Here is a 17,354-nt window from a genome sequence, read left to right on the forward strand (position 1 = left end):
GAAAACAAGAAGAGAGTAATATGTTTATTTCAAATGCATACGCAAACGCAGCAGGCACTCCACAAGGTGGCGGCACTATGGAACTGATTTTCATGCTAGTAGTTTTTGGCTTGATCTTCTACTTCATGATTTTCCGTCCTCAGTCTAAGCGCGTTAAAGAGCACAAAAACTTAATGTCAGCATTAAGTAAAGGTGATGAAGTGCTAACAAGCGGCGGCATTTTAGGCAAGATTGCTAAAATCAGTGACGACAGTGATTACGTTTTATTAAGCATTAATGAAACTAGCCAAATCACTATTAAAAAGGATTATGTTGCAGCGGTATTGCCTAAAGGCTCTATCCAGTCGTTGTAAGCCAAGAGGGCTCAGGTGTGTTAAATAAATACCCAATGTGGAAAAACATCATGGTGTTGCTTGTCATCACCATTGGTGGTTTCTATGCAATTCCAAACCTTTTTGGTGAGGACCATGCGGTACAAGTCGTAGCGACTCGTGGCGCGGAAGTCACGGCTTCAACACTATCGTCAGTAAATGGATTACTTGAGAGTAAAGGCATTGCGGTTAAGCGCGCTGAGCTCGAAGACGGGCAATTAATTGTCCGTGTTCAAAATGCTGAACAGCAATTGTTAGCAAGAGAAGCCATTGCTGAAAGTTTAGGTGATAAATATACCGTTGCGTTAAATCTAGCGCCTGCTACTCCAGAGTGGCTTGAAGCTGTTGGCGGAACGCCAATGAAGCTAGGTCTAGATTTACGTGGCGGTGTTCACTTCTTAATGGAAGTGGACATGGGGGAAGCCATCCGCAAGATGGAAGAAGCCAAAATTGCTGACTTTAGAAGTCAATTACGTGAGCAAAAGATTCGTTATGCTGGTGTCAGAAAAACAGCAAAAGGATTGGAAATTAAGTTCCGTGATGCTGATAACTTGGCAAAAGCTGAGCGCTACTTAAAATCATTAAGTAACGACATGGTATTTACCGACAACAGTGTTGGTGAAAACTATATGCTTCACGCAAATATGAGTGATGTATACCTTAAGCAAATTAAGGAAGAAGCTCTTCAGCAAAACATTACGACTATCCGTAACCGTGTTAATGAGCTAGGTGTAGCTGAGCCCGTGGTACAGCGTCAAGGTGCTGAGCGCATCATTGTGCAGCTTCCTGGTGTTCAAGATACTGCTCGTGCAAAAGAAATTCTTGGTGCAACAGCATCGATTGAATTTCGTATGGTTGACGAAAATGCGGATCAAGCAGCAGCTGCAAATGGTCGAGTACCAGCCTCTTCTGAAGTATACCCTCGTCGCTCTGGCGGTATTGCTGTATTGAAAAAAGAAGTCATGTTAACAGGTGATCATATTACCGGTGCACAACCTTCTTTTGATGAATACAGTCGTCCTCAAGTGTCTATTAACTTAGATGCGAAAGGCGGTAATATTTTCTCTAACGTGACCAAAGATAACATTGGCAAGCCAATGGCAACGTTGTTCATTGAATATAAAGATAGCGGGCAACGTAATCCTGACGGCACGGTAAAAATGACTAAGATTGAAGAAGTCATTTCTGTTGCTACGATTCAGGCGCGTCTTGGTCGTAACTTTGTGATTAATGGTCTTGATCATGCCGAAGCACAAAGCCTGGCATTATTGTTACGTGCCGGTGCCTTGATTGCGCCTGTGACGATTGTTGAAGAACGTACAATTGGTCCAAGTCTAGGTGCTGAAAACATCGAAAACGGTAAAATGGCAATGATTTGGGGTATGGCAATCGTACTTATCTTCATGCTGGTTTATTACCGTGCATTTGGTGTTATTGCTAACTTAGCGCTTACTGCTAACTTAGTGATGGTTGTTGGTGTGATGTCAATGATTCCTGGAGCGGTACTAACGCTTCCTGGTATTGCTGGTATGGTACTGACTGTCGGTATGGCGGTTGATGGTAACGTCCTTATTTTCGAACGTATTCGTGAAGAATTACTGGCAGGCCGTAGTGTGCAACAAGCGATTCATGAAGGTTACGGTAACGCATTTTCTACTATTGCTGATGCGAACATTACCACCTTTATGACAGCCTTGATTTTGTTTGCTGTGGGTACGGGTGCTGTAAAAGGTTTCGCTGTAACTCTAATGATTGGTATCGCAACGTCTATGTTTACTTCTATTGTGGGAACTCGCGTAATTGTGAATCTCATGTGGGGTGGTAAACGCGTTAAGAAACTATCTATCTAAGGGAGGAGTTGACCATGTTACAAATATTTTCAGTTACCAAAATGATCGACTTCCTAAAGCATGCGAAAGTCATCAGTATTTTTTCAATGTTTTTGGTTATCGCCTCTTTAACCTCTTTAGGTGTAAAAGGGATTAACTGGGGACTTGATTTTACTGGCGGAACTGTCGTAGAACTTGAGTTTTCGAAACCTGTTGATCTACTTGAACTTCGCGCTCAGTACGAAACTGATGCCGCAAGTGGTGCCGTGGTTCAAAACTTTGGTTCAAGCCGAGATGTGTTAATCCGTTTACCTGTACTTGAGGATCTGAAAAGTGAAGTTCAAGTTGCAGCTGTAATGGATGGCGCACAAACTATCGATGCTGGCGTTATTCAAAAGCGAGTTGAGTTTGTTGGTCCACAAGTGGGTAAAGAGCTTGCAGAGCAGGGTGGCCTTGCGGTTATCGTAGCATTAATCTGTATTCTTATTTATGTATCTTTCCGTTTCGAATGGCGTTTGGCAATGGGCTCTGTAGCCGCACTTGCCCATGACGTTATCGTAACATTAGGTATTTTCTCAATTTTACAACTTGAGTTTGATTTGACAGTTCTAGCTGGCTTATTGACCGTTGTTGGTTACTCATTAAACGATACTATTGTTGTTTATGACCGTATCCGTGAGAACTTCCTTAAGATGCGTAAAGGCGGACCAAATGAAGTGGTAAATACGTCTATTACCCAAACAATGAGCCGTACCATTATCACAACAGGTACTACGCTGGTTGTTGTCATCGCATTGTTCCTAAAGGGCGGTAGTATGATCCACGGATTTGCGACAGCGTTATTATGCGGTATTTTCGTTGGTACATATTCTTCAATCTATGTGGCAAGTTACCTTGCAATTAAACTGGGTATCTGTCGTGAGCACATGATGCCTGTTGAGATTGAAAAAGAAGGTGCTGACCAACCTTCAATGATGCCGTAAACGGTATTAATCTAAAAAAGCCACTCTATTGAGTGGCTTTTTTGTATATAAATTAAGGTTTTTGATGGCTAAAGTGTGTTGCTGTTTGCCATTATGTTCTGTAACTAGCGCTCAATTAGCACTGCTGTTGCGCTACTAAGTGCTGCACGACAAATGGCTGTAGCTGTTGAATGAATTTTATGTTGCCGTTGTGGTTGATATCAAGTTCTACCCAACCGTCTGTTGAAAGTTGTGATAAACGATTTATGTGTAAGGCAGACTTTTGTTCGTAATCTGAGTTTGGCACCCAATGTCCGTTTAATTGCACAATTCCGACTTCTGTGTGCAATCGACTGATATTGAAAGGTATCACAGTGAGGTTATTTCCATTTGGTAGTTAGCTTGCCCCTTTTCACCAGAGGTAAAGCTGCCTTTGCCGTCAATATTCGCTAGCTCTCCTTGTCCTGAATTCGGCACGATGATAAAACTACTGATTGCGACGCCTTGCTCAAACTTACCGTTATGCTGCAACACGAAACTACCAGACTTGCCGTTGATAGTGACTTCGACATTTTCATAGCCACAAAATACCGCTTGGGCATCGGTTGTATAACACATAATGTACTTGGGCTGACTGACGCCCTCAAGATCACCAGAATACATTTGGGTTATACTGGCTGATGTCTGCTTTGCTCCATCTGGGTGCTGAATATCAGTGGTTTCATCCCAACTGGTTATTTGAAAAATGCCTGATATATGAAGTGTCATACCAATCTCCTTTGAGTGCACTCCTTTAAGTACCTTGTTGAGCATATATTGAGTATAAAGTTTAATCAATGCTCGACATTAAGAACCATTTACAAGTAGGATGATTAAAAATTTGCCAGCAGAGCAATAGCTGTAGGAATAATAATGGAAGATAGAAAAGTATTACTCACCGGTGGAAACTTACTTCAAGCCCATACATGGAAAGGCTTACTCGAGACCCATGGCATTATGGTTGAACTCACGGGTGAAGCGCTTGTCGGCGGTGTCGGTGAGTTACCAACCGAAATGCAAACTGTCGATTTATGGGTGAATCAGCATCAAGTTGAAAAAGCCCGTAACTTATTAGAGTCCCATGATATGGAACGTCCACAATGGCAATGCTTACAATGCCATGAAATGAATGAGGGCAGTTTTGAATTATGCTGGCAATGCAGCTCCCCACAAAGTACTCCTCATAATTAATCTATAATTAATCATTATTCTTGATAGCAAAATTGACTAGGACAACCGAGTCAGTTAATGGGATAGTGAGTGATATTGTTCACGACTGTTTTCAGTCATTGTGATTTCTTTGAGAGTGATAAATGCAATACTTTCCATTGTTTGTGGATACAAAAGAATTAAAAGTGTTAGTGGTTGGCGCTGGTGAAGTCGCTACTCGTAAATTAGATTTACTCTCACGCACCGAAGCCCATATTGACGTTATTGCCCCTGAAATTGCTGATGAGGTCAAGGCCTATCAAAAGCGAGGTCGAATTTCACTATTTCAGCGAAGTGTCAATACGGATGATATGACAGGTTATGATTTACTTTACATGGCTACAGCTAATGCGCAGCTGAATATGGATTATGCCGTTATTGCCCGTGAAAAAGGCATTTGGGTAAATGTTGTTGATAATCCAAGCTATTGCCGTTTTATCACCCCTTCGATTGTCGACAGAGGACGATTAGTCGTTGCTATTAGTACTGCAGGTGCTGCTCCTGTATTTGCTCGTACCATTCGTTCTCGCCTTGAAACTATGTTGCCGCAATCATTAAACCCTTTATTTGATTTTGTTGCCTCAAAGCGGGTAGAAGTACAGCAGCGAATTACATCAGGTAAAGAGAGGCGCTTGTTTTGGGAACGTTTTTTTCAGCAAAATAATGACAGGTATGACACCGTCACCGAAAGTCACTATCAAGAAGCGTTTTCTCAAATATCTCATCAAGGTGAAATTCTACTGTTCAATAAACATGATGATGCCAATTTGCTGCCTATAGCGGCCATGCCATTACTGCAAAAAATTGACATTTTTTATACCGAAGCAGAGCGAGACGAGTCGACAAATACAATTAACGAGCTTGTTCGTCGAGATGCAAGTCGAGAAATCATTCCCAGTTTAAGCCAATTAGCTGAACAGTATAATCATGGTGATAAAGTCTTACTGGTGGTAGACGACAGTATGTTAAACAAATTAAAGGCGCATTTTCCTATGGCAAAACACCTGCAACCAGGCGCTCTTTAATCACAACTTGCCAATTATTTAGCGCTGACAATAACTGACCATGTTAACACGCTAGGTGATCGAGTCAGAGATAAGTTCAAGCCGAGTTTCATACTGAAGTTAAACAGTATAAACTCGGTTTTTTTATTTTATTGGAATCCCCATGGCGCCCAAAGCTACCGTTTATAAAGCCGCTCTTCAAATTGCTGATATGGACAGACATTATTATGCTGACCACCAGTTGACGATTGCACAACACCCTTCTGAAACTGACAGCAGAATGATGGTACGTATTTTGGCTTTCATTATGAATGCGTCGGACTCACTGCAATTTAGTAAAGGTTTGTGTGTTGATGATGAACCTGAGTTATGGGAAAAAAGTTTATCTGATGAAATTAACCTGTGGATTGAGTTTGGCCAGGCTGATGAAAAGTGGCTGCGTAAAGCTTGTGGCCGCTCAAAACAGGTTCAGTTAATTACTTATGCTGGCCGCAGCGTACCGATTTGGTGGCAGCAAAATGAGCAAGCATTACAACGTTATAAAAATCTGTCAGTGTTTAATATTGACGAAGAAGCCGTTAAAGCGATGGCAGTTTTTGTTAATCGCAATATGAAGTTACAAGTCAGTATCAGTGATGGCGAAATTTGGCTATCTGATGACAGTAATAGTCTGATGATCCTGCCGCAACGGCTTAAATAATATCGCAGCAAATTTGGACTATAATTTGTAGGTTACCAAGTCTTTGCAAAACGACGAGCACCGATTTAATAATAACCTAGATTTATCTTAATCTAGGTTAGTTCGGATTATTAATCGATGGCCTACCAATCGAAGTAAGTGATTGTTTAATGATAACTGTGATAGCGTTAACTAACTGATTAAAGGCATATTGCAACCATATCTATATCACCTGATTCAGGCCAACTTACATTGAAACAACCTAAAAGACTCGATAACGAATTGGAATTTGTATTAGTTCAGTCTATTAAGGAAGTGACGATGAAGACGTTATCATTACATGGGGTCGATAAAATCGATCTTCTTGCCCAACCAGAAGTCTCAGAACATATTAATTTATTTTCCGCAGCAACCTCTGTATTTACCGATTTTAAATTACTCAAACCATTGGTTATTAAGTTAAACACTGCTGCAGTAGATGTTGAACACTTAATGAAGCAGTCCCATGTGAGGCTTAAAATTGTTATCGATGAAAGAGGGTACTTTATGGGCTTAGTAAGTTTACAAATGCTCCACAGTCAAGAAATGCAAAAACATGTGGCTCAAGGCTTCCCACGCGAGCAATTATTACTTTCTGACTTTATGTTGCCCAAAAGTGCGCTTAAAGCTATCCATTATGAAGATCTTCTTAATGCGAGGATCAGTGATGTGATCGAGACGCTGAAACGCTCTCAACATCAACATTGTTTGGTGGTTGATAATAAGTTGAATGTGATTAGAGGGCTTATTTCTGCAAATGACATTGTCAGAAAGCTCAAGCTTCCTATCGATGTAAATCAAAACCCAAGCTTTATGGAAATATTCGATAGCATTGAAAAAGTTAAACTTGCCAGTTAATCAGCAACGTATTGTTTTTAATGAGCAAAAATAATATCGTATTATAAAGCCCTCTAAATAAATGATTTATGCACATTAGAAAAGCGACCAAGGATGATGCTGCCGTTGCATTTGAAATTCGTAATCTTGCGATTTTAGCTCAATGTAAAGGCCACTATGAGGATGAGACTTTGCAAAAGTGGACCGAAGGCAGTCTTCCCGCACACTTTGTGACAGACTTTGCCGCTAATGGCTATGTATCCATTATGAATGACAATATTGTGGGTGTGGGGATGATAAACCTGACCACAGGTATGGTCGATGCTATGTTTGTGCGGCCAGAGTATATTGGTCAAGGGTTTGGAAAACAGATGATTCAGTACCTTGAATTACAAGCACGCAAAGCACAATGCAAAAAATTATCTTTGGATGCGTCACTCAACGCTGTCGACTTTTATCGTGCTTGCGGTTTTGAAGGACAGCGAGAGGCTATTTTTTACTCGCCTAGAGGCATTGAATTAACTTGCTTACCTATGACGAAAGCGCTCTTGTGATGAAGCGCTGTGATGAAACTGTCTTATGAAGCAGCCTGTATACTCATCATTAACCCAAAACAAAAAAAGCCTCTTAGTGAGGCTTTTTTGTTGTGGCCATATTATTATTTTACTGATGTGCGATAAGCTGTTCAAAGCCCCCGCCATTATAGGTTTGGGTAAAACCTGCTTCCACAAGGTCGTTATTGGCAATACCGCTTCTTCTTCCACTTCTGCAATACAATACAATCGCCGTATCTTTATCAAGCTTTTGTTTGGTTAATTGCTTTAGTACCAATTCAAAAGGAATGTTAATCGCTCCATCTAAATGACCAGCTGCAAACTCTTGCTCTGTACGCACGTCAATGATCATGGCGCCATTATTAATTTTATCCCAAGCGACCGCTGGAGGCATTTCATCAGCAATAGATACTGTCGACAGCACCAGTGCTAAGCCAGCGAATAGGAGTAAAGCGACTTGATTTAAAAAGCGTGTAGGGTGTTGTTGCACAATGAATCCTCTATGGTTTGTCGGTCATTGCCAACTCTGCAGCAGGCTTAGCGCCGAGTTTTTTAAATAATATTGCTGCAGGGCAAAAACCAGTAAAAGCACTTTGTAATAGATTAGCGCCTACAAATACCGTTAGCCAGATAAAATTATGATTTACCCAAGCTGTTAACGCCATTGATAGCAATACCATAAAGCCTGCAAAAGCCATAATTATGCGTTCCAAAGACATGCTTATCTCCTTAGTTTGATGGTCGATTTTTCATTACGCTGTAATACAAAATCGGAATAACAATCAGGGTGAGCAAACTGGATATAAAAATGCCAAAAATTAAGCTAATAGCTAATCCATTAAAAATGGGGTCATCAATAATGAATAAAGCCCCAATCATCGCAGCAAAAGCGGTGAGCATAATCGGTTTTGCTCTGACCGCACCAGATTGAATAACCGCTTGCTCAAGTGGTACACCTTTAGCCGTTTCTAGTTTGATAAAGTCCACCAATAGGATTGAGTTACGGACAATAATGCCTGCAAGTGCAATCATGCCTATCATCGATGGGGCTGTGAAGTGAGCACCAAGCAGCGCATGCCCTGGCATAACACCTATGATGGTTAGTGGAATAGGTGCCATGATGACCAAAGGCACTAAGTAAGATTTAAAATGTCCTACAACAAGCAAATAGATTGCAATCATGCCAATGGCATAGGCAATTCCCATGTCTCTGAAGGTTTCATAGGTAATCTTCCACTCGCCATCCCACAAAATGGCTATGGTGTCTAATCCATCTGGTTGATTGATCAAATGTTGCTGTACAGGGAAAGGATTCACGCCACTTAGATTGTCTTTTTCAATATCGGCATACATAGAGAACATGCCATATAGCGGGCTGTCTGTTGGGCCTGCCATATCAGCCACGACCATGATCATTGGCAGCATGTTTTTATGGATAATAGGGGTATTGATATTACCGTGCTCGACCTTAACTACGTCATTAAGGCGAACAGGTTCTCCGTGACTATTGTTAAGTGTTAATTGAAGAAGCTGTTGTAAATTAATTTTAGCTTGCTCAGAAGCTTGCAGCTTAATGGGAACGGGCACCTGAAAGTCTTGGTTTCGAATGTAACTAACATGTTCACCTTCTATTGCACTCGTAAGGGTGGTTACAATATCTTGATACTGTAATCCCATTAATTGCGCCTTACTTCTGTCAATATACACTCGCCATTGAGATGCTTGAGCAGGAAGGTAAATATCCACATCGACCACATGCTCAGTTTGTTCAAATCGCTGTTTAAGCTTGTTGGCTGTTTGTTCACGCAGTGCGGTTGTGGGGGCGTAAACCTCAGCCAGTATTGGTGACCAAACTGGTGGACCTGGAGGGACTTCAACAATTTTGATATTGGCTTGGTAAGGGGCACCAATGTGTTGTAATTGGCTGCGAACGGCTGTGGCAATTTGGTGGCTATCTCGGGTTCGATGAGCTTTATCGACCAAGTTGACTTGAATATCACCTAACTCTTGGCTTTGGCGCATAAAGTAATGCCTTACAAGGCCGTTAAAGTTAATTGGTGCATGCGTACCAGCGTAAAGCTGAAGGTGGTCGACTTCATCAACTGTGAGCAAGTGATCACCCAATGCTTTTAGTACTCGCTGTGTTTGTTCCACAGGCGTCCCTTCAGGCATATCGACTAAGACTTGAAACTCTGATTTATTATCAAATGGCAGCATTTTCAAAATGACTGCTTGTCCAACAGGTAATGCAACCGCTATAGCAATTAAAAAGATGATGGCACCAGTGAGTCCTAAGCGGGCTAACCTTGCTTTTTCGCCGATTAAAAACGGTGTCATCAGCCAGGTAAATAGACGCTGTAATTGACTACCTTTAGTGGATAACGGCTGCTGGTCTGCAAACTTGTTCGCCACAGGCTGTTCTGAAATAAGGTTATTCGGCTCTGAATGACTGTTATTTGGGCTAAGGTTTTCACTCAGATTTTGGCGATGGTTTGCTCCATGCCTCAATAGCTTTAAACTCAGCCAAGGGGTTACAACAAATGCAACGACTAACGAAATAAGCATCCCCATACTGGAATTTATCGGAATAGGGCTCATATAAGGCCCCATAAGGCCAGAAACAAATGCCATTGGCATAAGTGCCGCTATTACGGTAAACGTTGCTAGAATCGTCGGACCGCCAACCTCATCGACAGCTAAAGGGATAAGGTTTTTGAAGTCTTTATTGCCTAACGCCATATGACGGTGAATATTTTCAACAACGACAATGGCGTCATCGACCAATATTCCGATAGAAAAAATTAAAGCAAAAAGCGAGATTCGATTGAGGGTGAACCCCCATGCCCAAGAAGCAAATAAGGTCATGGCTAAGGTGATAATAATAGCAATGCCGACAACCATTGCTTCACGCCTTCCCATTGTTATCAGCACCAATATGACAACCGCTAAGGTAGCAAAGACTAACTTCAGTATCAGAGTATTGGCTTTATTACCTGCAGTTTCTCCGTAATTTCTTGAAACCGTGACTTCGACATTATTTGGTATCAGCAGGTTGTCGACTTTATTCAAACGTTCAAGAACTTGAGCGGTTATATCGACGGCATTCTCGCCAGTTTGTTTACCGATAGCGATAGTTACTGCAGGGTAAACACCTGACTTATCTAGATGCAGGACATGTTGAGTTGCAATATCAGTTGCTAAGTTAACCTCGGCAATGTCAGATAAATACACTGGGCTTTGATGCTCTTCTTGATTAGCCACCTTAATGACTAAATTTCTAACATCATCAGCACTTTGTAAAAACTGCCCCGTTTGTACTTTAATAAGTTGATTATTTTGGGTTAAGTCACTTGGCGATGAAATATAATTATTGCTGGTAATAACTTGCCTTAACTGGGAAAAACTAATGCCATAATGATTCATTTTAATGGGATCAAGCCTGACATTGACTGCTAGCTCTTGGCGGCCCATTGAGTAAATTTCGCGTGTGCCTTTAATGCGCTTAAATTCATTTTCAAGCTCAGTTGCCACAATGGTAAGAGATTCTGGTGTTACATTTTCATCTTTCGACCATAACGTTAATCCGACAATCGGAACATCATCGATTCCACGCGGTTTAATCAATGGTGAACCAATTCCTGCCGCTTGATTGAACTTATCTTGGTTTGATTGGAGCTGGTTGTATAAATTGACAATAGCGTGATCTCTAGGTACTCCGACATCAAATACAGCGATAATTAATGCGCCATCATTCATTGAAAAAGAGTAAAGGGTATCGATGCCTTTTAATTCAGAGATGATTTTTTCAGCCGGTAAGGTGACTTGCCTTGCTACTTCATCTGGAGTGGCACCTTGGTAAGGAATGTAGACATCAGCAAAGGTCACATCAATCTGCGGTTCTTCTTCTTTTGGTGTGACAACAATAGCGAATAAGCCCAGTAATATTGCCAGTAATGCAATTAATGGGGTCATCGCGCTTGACTGAAAAGCCTGAGCGATTTTTCCAGAAATACCAAGAGTCTGTGATTTGGTCATAACTACTTCCTGGCTTATTTATCGTTGTTGGTAGACTGGAGTATGAACTGGCTTGCTTGAGCAAGAATAATATCGCCATCCATCAATCCAGCATCAATAATTACGCTTGGGTTATCGCTACTATTAGCCATAGTTCTGACCCTGACTTGAGTCTGCACAAAGTTGTCAGCTTGCTTTATAAAGACTGCAGTGTAGTCACCCCGTCTAAAGATGGCCGATTCTGGAACGACAATGTGTGGTTGCTTTTTGCCTGAAATCGCGATTTTTACCCATTCACCCGCTGTGTATTCTGTTTCTCTAACAGGTAAATTTACTCTGATCTGGTAGGTTTGACTTGGCGACTGCAAAAATGAGAATGGAATAATATCACTTGATTGAATGATAACGCCTGAAGCTAGCTCGATAGTAACCTTAGTATCAGTTGTGACATATGATTGATATTGCTGCGGAAGCTGAAATACTGCGCGCATATCGTCGATAGCGTAGCCTGCATAAAGTGGCTGACCAACAGTAACGGTTTCGCCTTGCTCGACAAAGCGTTGTGTTACTCGTCCACTAAATGGCGCGCTCACAGTGGTGTAATTTAAGGTTTCTTTGGCGGTAATTAATTGAGCTTTTGCTGCGGAAACTGCTTGAAAGCTGGCAGTAGCATTGGCGGTGGCTTCATCCATTGCGCCTTTAGATATGGCTCCTTTGGGGAAAAGGGCCTGATAACGAGTGAACTGGGCTTGTGCTTCAATGTTTTTAGCTTCCGCTCTTGCTAATTCAGCTTCAGCAGCAGCAAAACTCGCGCCTTGTTCTTTACTGGTGATTTCTAATAATGGTGAACCCGCAGGCACTAAATCGTTAATATCGTAATGAAGCGCAAGTATTCGTCCCGCCGTTTGAGCTGATACTGTTGCGGCTTTTACCGCTTCAATTTGACCATCAAAATAGAGCTGCTGAGCCTGTTCAACAGTTCTTATTGTTAATGTCTGCATGCTGGATTGATTAGGATGGCGCTCTGAACGGATATCGTCGCTCGCTTGCGCTGGGGACAGTGAAGCGTTACCTATAAATAGCCCAATAAATAAAACCCATTTTAAAAGCATGATGACACCGTTAATAATTATCCATAAGAAAATTCTAATGGACTTTTTATGCTGTGGCAATTACTTTATGAGAAAAATCTAATGGAAGGTATCAATGTTACAAATTAAACGTAAAAAAAACGCCTAAGTAAACTTAGGCGTTTTCATCGCATTCATGTGAACGATTGAATCGTTAAATTTAGAAGTTGTAGTTGTATTGCAAAGAGAAGTAGTTAGCACCTGATTCAGTATAAGCACTGACCTGTCCAACTAATGCACTTTGCTCAAGAACATGAACTTTCTCACCGTCAACTAAGGTGTAACCAAAGTCTAGGCTAGAGTTTTGGTTGATGTTGTAAGTAAAACCAGCTGAATACCAGATACGATCTGAATCAGGAATTGATAATGATGATACTTCGCCCACTACCCCTTGGTCATTTGCGATACCCGCTCTTACTGTCCAATTCTCATTGATATCGTAAGTTGCACCAAAGCTTAAGAACCACGAGTCTTTCCAATTGTATTCTTTTAAGATTGCTTCACTTGAGCCTGCATCACCATCGACTAAACCGATGTGGTCGAATGTGCTCCATTGAGTCCATTGCGCTGTATAGTGAACAGCAAATTTTTCAGTTAACTGATGGAAACCAGCGAACTGAGCAATGTCAGCCATTGGGATTTCAATTTCATCAAAATTTTCAGCAGGTGTTAGTGGGTTCGCATTGTAAGAGATGTCACCAGAAGCTTTCATCTCAGGGCTGAAACGGTAGCTAAAGCCAAATCTGTGGTTTTCATTAATTTCGTAAGCTAAACCAATGATGCCACCTACAGCCCAGCCATCAGCATCTACATCAACAAGGTTTAAAGCAATAGGATCCATTCCTGGAGCCAGAGTTAAATCACCTGAACGGGTTAACGTACCAGAACCTTGGATGATATCTAAACCTAAACCTAAGCTTAAAGAATCGTTGATACGGTATGACATGCTTGCATTTAAGTTGATAGTGACAACTTCGGTGTTACCTAACAAATCAATAGGGGTGTTGAAGTCTTGGTTATTATTTAACTCACCAAGATCCGTGCCTGTACCGTAGTTGCTGAATGCGGCAAAACCGAAAGCGATTTTGTCATTTACTGGATTGATGTAGTAAAAGTTAGGGATAACTTTATTTTCAGCAGCATTATCTAAGCTACCTAAGTGGTTCGTGCCACCGAGTATAGTGTCATATTGAACGTCGCTAACTTCAACATTGATGTCAGCATAGGTCATGCCTACAGAAATTGCTGTTTCATCAAACAATGCCATTGCTGCCGGGTTACGTGCTAAAACTGATGCATTATCTGCAATGATTGCATCACCAGCCATTGCACGGCCAATACCTGTAGCTGATTGGCTATTAAGTTGGAATCCAGCTGCCATGGTTTGTGTGCTAGCTAATGTCACTGCCATCGCAAGCAAGGTCTTGTTGAATTTAGTCATCATTTTTTCTCATCGTTGTACGTCAGTTTATTAATTTCCTAAACGCTGCCGTTTAAGTCCCCAATTAACACCAACTTTAATAATGCGGGCATATTAGGTAACAGTTGTCATCCCTGCAACTCCGACCAGTTGCTAGTTATTGTTAACTTTAGGTTAATTGTGCATAGTCGAGTATTTCATAGAATTTGAGTAAATACTCTATAGCGCCTGAACTGTATGGGTTCTATGATTTTATTGATAAATTAAAATGTTGCTAGCTGGTTAATTTTGCAACAAGTGGGCAGCAAGATTATTTTTAAAAAAATGGTACAGATGTACGCTGAAAGACCCAATTATTGAAAACTCACAATAATTGGGTCTATTGAAGATTAAAGAGAAGCTTTGAAATTATCGAATTGAGTCTTAATGTTGTCGGTTGGAGGCGACAACTTACTGAATACAAAGCCAGCGATGCTAGCAAATAAGAATCCAGGTAGAATTTCATATAAATCGAACAATCCGCCTGACAGTTGCTTCCATATCACAACAGTTAACGCACCGACTACGATTGTCGCAATTGCGCCATTTCGGCTATAGCCTTTCCAGAATAATGCTAGCAATACGACCGGTCCAAATGCCGCACCGAAACCAGCCCAAGCATAACTGACTAAATCGAGAACTTTACTGTCAGGATTTAAGGCGATGACGATAGCAATTATCGCAATGGCAAGAACGCCAAAACGACCAACTAACATGAGCTCCTTATCTGATGCTTCGGGGCGTAACCATTTGCGATAGAAGTCTTCTGTAATAACACTTGAGCATACAAGTAATTGAGAATCGATAGTACTCATAATGGCTGACAGAATTGCCGCAATTAAAATACCACCAATCCAAGGGTTGAATGCCACTTGTGCTAAATGGATAAATACGGTTTCTGAATTAGCTAAAGGGGCATCAGCAAAATAGATAGTGCCAGCAATACCAGTCGCTAACGCACCAACTAATGCTACTAGCATCCAACTCATGGCGATTCGACGTGACAAAGGAATGTCATCAGGGCTACCAATGGCCATAAAGCGTGACAGAATATGTGGCTGACCAAAGTAACCTAAGCCCCACGCAAGCAATGACACTAAACCTATAGTGGTCATGTTGCTGTGTAGCAGCGACAGCATTTTAGGGTCTAAGGTTTCTAATGCGACTTGTGTATCTGGTTTGCTGAAAATGGCGACAGGGACAATTAATAATGCAAGTAACATTAAACAACCCTGGAAAAAATCAGTCCAACTTACAGCAAAAAAACCACCAACAAACGTGTAGGCCACGATAATAATCGAACCAATCATTAAGGCGATGGTGTAATCAAGGCCAAATATTTGTTCAAATAAAATGGCACCACCGACCATGCCTGAAGATGTATAGAAGGTGAAAAATATTAAGATAGTAAACGCAGAGACTAATTTCAAAATGCCTTTTTTATCTTCAAAGCGTTTTTCAAAAAAGTCGGGTAGGGTAAGTGCATTATCAGCTGCTTGAGTATAGATACGAAGACGTCGAGCGACGAATAGCCAATTTAACCAAGCACCGAAAACTAAACCAATGCCAATCCAGGCTTCACCTAAGCCACCTAAATAAACAGCTCCAGGTAAACCTAATAACAACCAGCCTGACATATCTGATGCACCGACACTTAATGCTGTCACTGCTGGACCCATTTTTCGGCCGCCCAGAATATAATCGTCAACGGTGTCTGTTTTGCGGTAGGCCCAATAGCCTATGCCCATCATAAGGGCGAGATAACCAATAAAGGTAATGAGGATTGGAGCTTCAATTGCCATGCTACTTCCGTATTGTTCTGATTATTGTGCGACATGCTAACAGATGTTTGACCTAGTGCACAATTTTGAAAGGAAGTGTGAAGAGTTATTGACCGGCTAGTGAAAATTCACTAGCCGTTTTGTTACTTAAAAGAGTGAATATTAAATGAAAGTTTGCTCGATTTCATTTTTCACAAATTGCAAATCAGCATCCTGTTCACCAACGAGTAACATGAAGGTGTCTGCAGTTTGAAAACCTAAACCTTGATAGTTTTTGTCAGCGAACGATTCTTCCGTAACCATACGATTTTCAGCGGGGACAATGAAGAGTGTCACCTTACCTTGTTCGCCTTCCATGACTAAATGTAAGCTTTTAACGCCTTGGAAGTCACAGTAAGAGGTGTAATACACTTTACCTGGTTGTTGGATAAATTTCGCATTCTCTAAACCACTAATACCTGCCAGTTTAAAATTAACGTCTTCAAAGCCGACATTTTGATCTACTGATAATGCTTTAGGCTCATGGTATACATGCTCTAATGCATGTTCCGCTAAGGCAACAGGCGTAAATCTAAGCATGCTAACACTTAAGCCAATGACGAGCGCAACGGATGCTGCCATCGCCATTAAATAACGTGTTTGCTTTTTCTGCTGCTGATGTTTACCTAATTGTTGGCGTAAAATTAGTTTCTCTGCCAGATCATCAGGCACATCGATATTCAGTGCGCTGGTAAGCTTACTGTCTAATGCTTTCAAGTCGTTGACAAGTTTGGCATCAGACTCAGACGCTTCAATCTGGGCCAAAAATTCTTCATCTTGGCTATTTGGGTCACCATAGGCATGGCGACGAAATTTTAGATCATCCATTTGATTGACCTCTAACTTCAGGAGACTCTAAGGCGTCTTTTAATTGATTCCGGGCGCGAAATAATCGCGTCATAACTGTGTTTCTATTGAGCTCTAATAAATCAGCAATTTCTTCACCACTAAATCCACCGATAAGTTGCAGTAATAGTGGCTCTCGATACTCAACCTCTAATTGACCTATTTGCTTGCGTAACCAATATTGTTCGGTCTGCTCTTCGGTTGTGGAAGACTTTTCATCTTCTAGCAACTCTTGCTCTACGTCACTGTAATCAAACTGCTTGCGTTCAAAGCGGCGAGCATTTTCACGGCGTAAAATCGTAATGAGCCAAGCTTTAGCGGCCTTATCATCCTTTAAAGAGTCTAAAGCACGCCAAGCGCGTAGAAACGTTTCTTGAGTGACGTCTTCAGCTACATGTTTATCGCCGATTAACCAATAGGCATATCGGTAGATATCAGTATGAAGTGCCCTGACGAGGCTGTCGTATCGTCGCTGTTTAGTTAGCATGTCAGATAAGACCGTGGGTTCGGACTTTTTATTTCGCAAGCTATCGAACATTTTATGACTTATTGTTAAATATTA

The 17,354-nt window shown here is 41.3% G+C and carries 18 protein-coding genes; 8 read left to right on the forward strand and 10 right to left on the reverse strand.

Translation table 11 applies throughout. The features are described from left to right. The first annotated feature begins 20 nt into the window (after positions 1–20). Genes yajC through secF form a run of 3 tightly spaced genes read left to right on the forward strand, consistent with a single transcriptional unit; the run spans position 21 to position 3,183 of the window. Complete coding sequence (gene yajC, locus AB4128_RS14570) at positions 21–353, forward strand: preprotein translocase subunit YajC (protein WP_055026178.1); 333 nt, start codon at positions 21–23, stop codon at positions 351–353. Positions 354–370: 17 nt separating this feature from the next. Beyond that, positions 371–2,221 (forward strand): protein translocase subunit SecD, encoded by a 1,851-nt coding sequence (gene secD / locus AB4128_RS14575; RefSeq protein ID WP_055026179.1) that lies wholly within the window; start codon positions 371–373, stop codon positions 2,219–2,221. Between the two features lie 14 nt (positions 2,222–2,235). Then, positions 2,236–3,183, forward strand: a complete 948-nt coding sequence (secF, locus tag AB4128_RS14580) for a protein translocase subunit SecF (protein WP_055026180.1) — start codon at positions 2,236–2,238, stop codon at positions 3,181–3,183. 115 nt (positions 3,184–3,298) lie between these two features. On the opposite strand, the gene AB4128_RS14585 is transcribed toward secF, so the two are convergent. Then, entirely contained in the window at positions 3,299–3,535 is a 237-nt protein-coding gene (locus AB4128_RS14585) for a hypothetical protein (protein WP_080916172.1), read from the reverse strand. After that, entirely contained in the window at positions 3,532–3,930 is a 399-nt protein-coding gene (locus tag AB4128_RS14590; protein ID WP_065110672.1) for a DUF3224 domain-containing protein, read from the reverse strand. Before AB4128_RS14590 ends, AB4128_RS14585 begins: the two co-directional genes overlap by 4 nt. Before the next feature lie 144 nt (positions 3,931–4,074). On the opposite strand from AB4128_RS14590, the gene AB4128_RS14595 reads away from it, so the two are divergent. The 5 genes from AB4128_RS14595 (at position 4,075) to AB4128_RS14615 (ending at position 7,523) form a co-directional block, all read left to right on the forward strand. Continuing rightward, positions 4,075–4,392, forward strand: a complete 318-nt coding sequence (locus tag AB4128_RS14595; protein ID WP_055026183.1) for a DUF2007 domain-containing protein — start codon at positions 4,075–4,077, stop codon at positions 4,390–4,392. Positions 4,393–4,514: 122 nt separating this feature from the next. Beyond that, positions 4,515–5,435 (forward strand): bifunctional precorrin-2 dehydrogenase/sirohydrochlorin ferrochelatase, encoded by a 921-nt coding sequence (locus tag AB4128_RS14600; protein ID WP_055026184.1) that lies wholly within the window; start codon positions 4,515–4,517, stop codon positions 5,433–5,435. A gap of 142 nt (positions 5,436–5,577) precedes the next feature. Next, a complete protein-coding gene (locus AB4128_RS14605) occupies positions 5,578–6,114 on the forward strand; it encodes a YaeQ family protein (RefSeq protein WP_065110671.1) in 537 nt (178 codons plus the stop codon). 300 nt (positions 6,115–6,414) lie between these two features. After that, positions 6,415–6,990 carry a CBS domain-containing protein gene (locus tag AB4128_RS14610; protein ID WP_144430227.1) on the forward strand — a complete coding sequence of 192 codons (576 nt, stop codon included), beginning with the start codon at positions 6,415–6,417 and terminating at the stop codon, positions 6,988–6,990. A 68-nt stretch (positions 6,991–7,058) separates the two neighbouring features. After that, positions 7,059–7,523 (forward strand): GNAT family N-acetyltransferase, encoded by a 465-nt coding sequence (locus tag AB4128_RS14615; RefSeq protein ID WP_055026186.1) that lies wholly within the window; start codon positions 7,059–7,061, stop codon positions 7,521–7,523. Between the two features lie 109 nt (positions 7,524–7,632). Here AB4128_RS14615 and AB4128_RS14620 read toward each other — a convergent pair whose 3' ends face one another. The 8 genes from AB4128_RS14620 to AB4128_RS14655 all read right to left on the reverse strand — a co-directional run bounded on the left by AB4128_RS14620 (position 7,633) and on the right by AB4128_RS14655 (position 17,330). Next, positions 7,633–8,013 (reverse strand): rhodanese-like domain-containing protein, encoded by a 381-nt coding sequence (locus AB4128_RS14620; protein ID WP_225442080.1) that lies wholly within the window; start codon positions 8,011–8,013, stop codon positions 7,633–7,635. A 10-nt stretch (positions 8,014–8,023) separates the two neighbouring features. After that, positions 8,024–8,242, reverse strand: coding sequence for a DUF2892 domain-containing protein (locus AB4128_RS14625; protein ID WP_055026188.1), 219 nt, complete (start codon positions 8,240–8,242; stop codon positions 8,024–8,026). A gap of 10 nt (positions 8,243–8,252) precedes the next feature. Further along, on the reverse strand, positions 8,253–11,558 hold the full coding sequence (locus AB4128_RS14630) for an efflux RND transporter permease subunit (protein WP_055026189.1): 3,306 nt from the start codon (positions 11,556–11,558) through the stop codon (positions 8,253–8,255). 14 nt (positions 11,559–11,572) lie between these two features. Continuing rightward, entirely contained in the window at positions 11,573–12,649 is a 1,077-nt protein-coding gene (locus AB4128_RS14635) for an efflux RND transporter periplasmic adaptor subunit (RefSeq protein ID WP_055026190.1), read from the reverse strand. 178 nt (positions 12,650–12,827) lie between these two features. Next, positions 12,828–14,108: an OmpP1/FadL family transporter gene (locus AB4128_RS14640; protein WP_055026206.1), complete on the reverse strand. Its 1,281-nt coding sequence runs from the start codon at positions 14,106–14,108 to the stop codon at positions 12,828–12,830. Positions 14,109–14,476: 368 nt separating this feature from the next. Continuing rightward, positions 14,477–15,928: a sodium/proline symporter PutP gene (gene putP / locus AB4128_RS14645; protein ID WP_055026191.1), complete on the reverse strand. Its 1,452-nt coding sequence runs from the start codon at positions 15,926–15,928 to the stop codon at positions 14,477–14,479. 141 nt (positions 15,929–16,069) lie between these two features. Continuing rightward, positions 16,070–16,774: a DUF3379 domain-containing protein gene (locus AB4128_RS14650; RefSeq protein WP_055026192.1), complete on the reverse strand. Its 705-nt coding sequence runs from the start codon at positions 16,772–16,774 to the stop codon at positions 16,070–16,072. After that, positions 16,767–17,330 (reverse strand): sigma-70 family RNA polymerase sigma factor, encoded by a 564-nt coding sequence (locus AB4128_RS14655; RefSeq protein WP_055026193.1) that lies wholly within the window; start codon positions 17,328–17,330, stop codon positions 16,767–16,769. Before AB4128_RS14655 ends, AB4128_RS14650 begins: the two co-directional genes overlap by 8 nt. Positions 17,331–17,354 lie beyond the last annotated feature (24 nt).

This window comes from Shewanella sp. 10N.286.52.A9, assembly GCF_041468985.1.
GTDB classification, from domain to species: domain Bacteria; phylum Pseudomonadota; class Gammaproteobacteria; order Enterobacterales; family Shewanellaceae; genus Shewanella; species Shewanella japonica.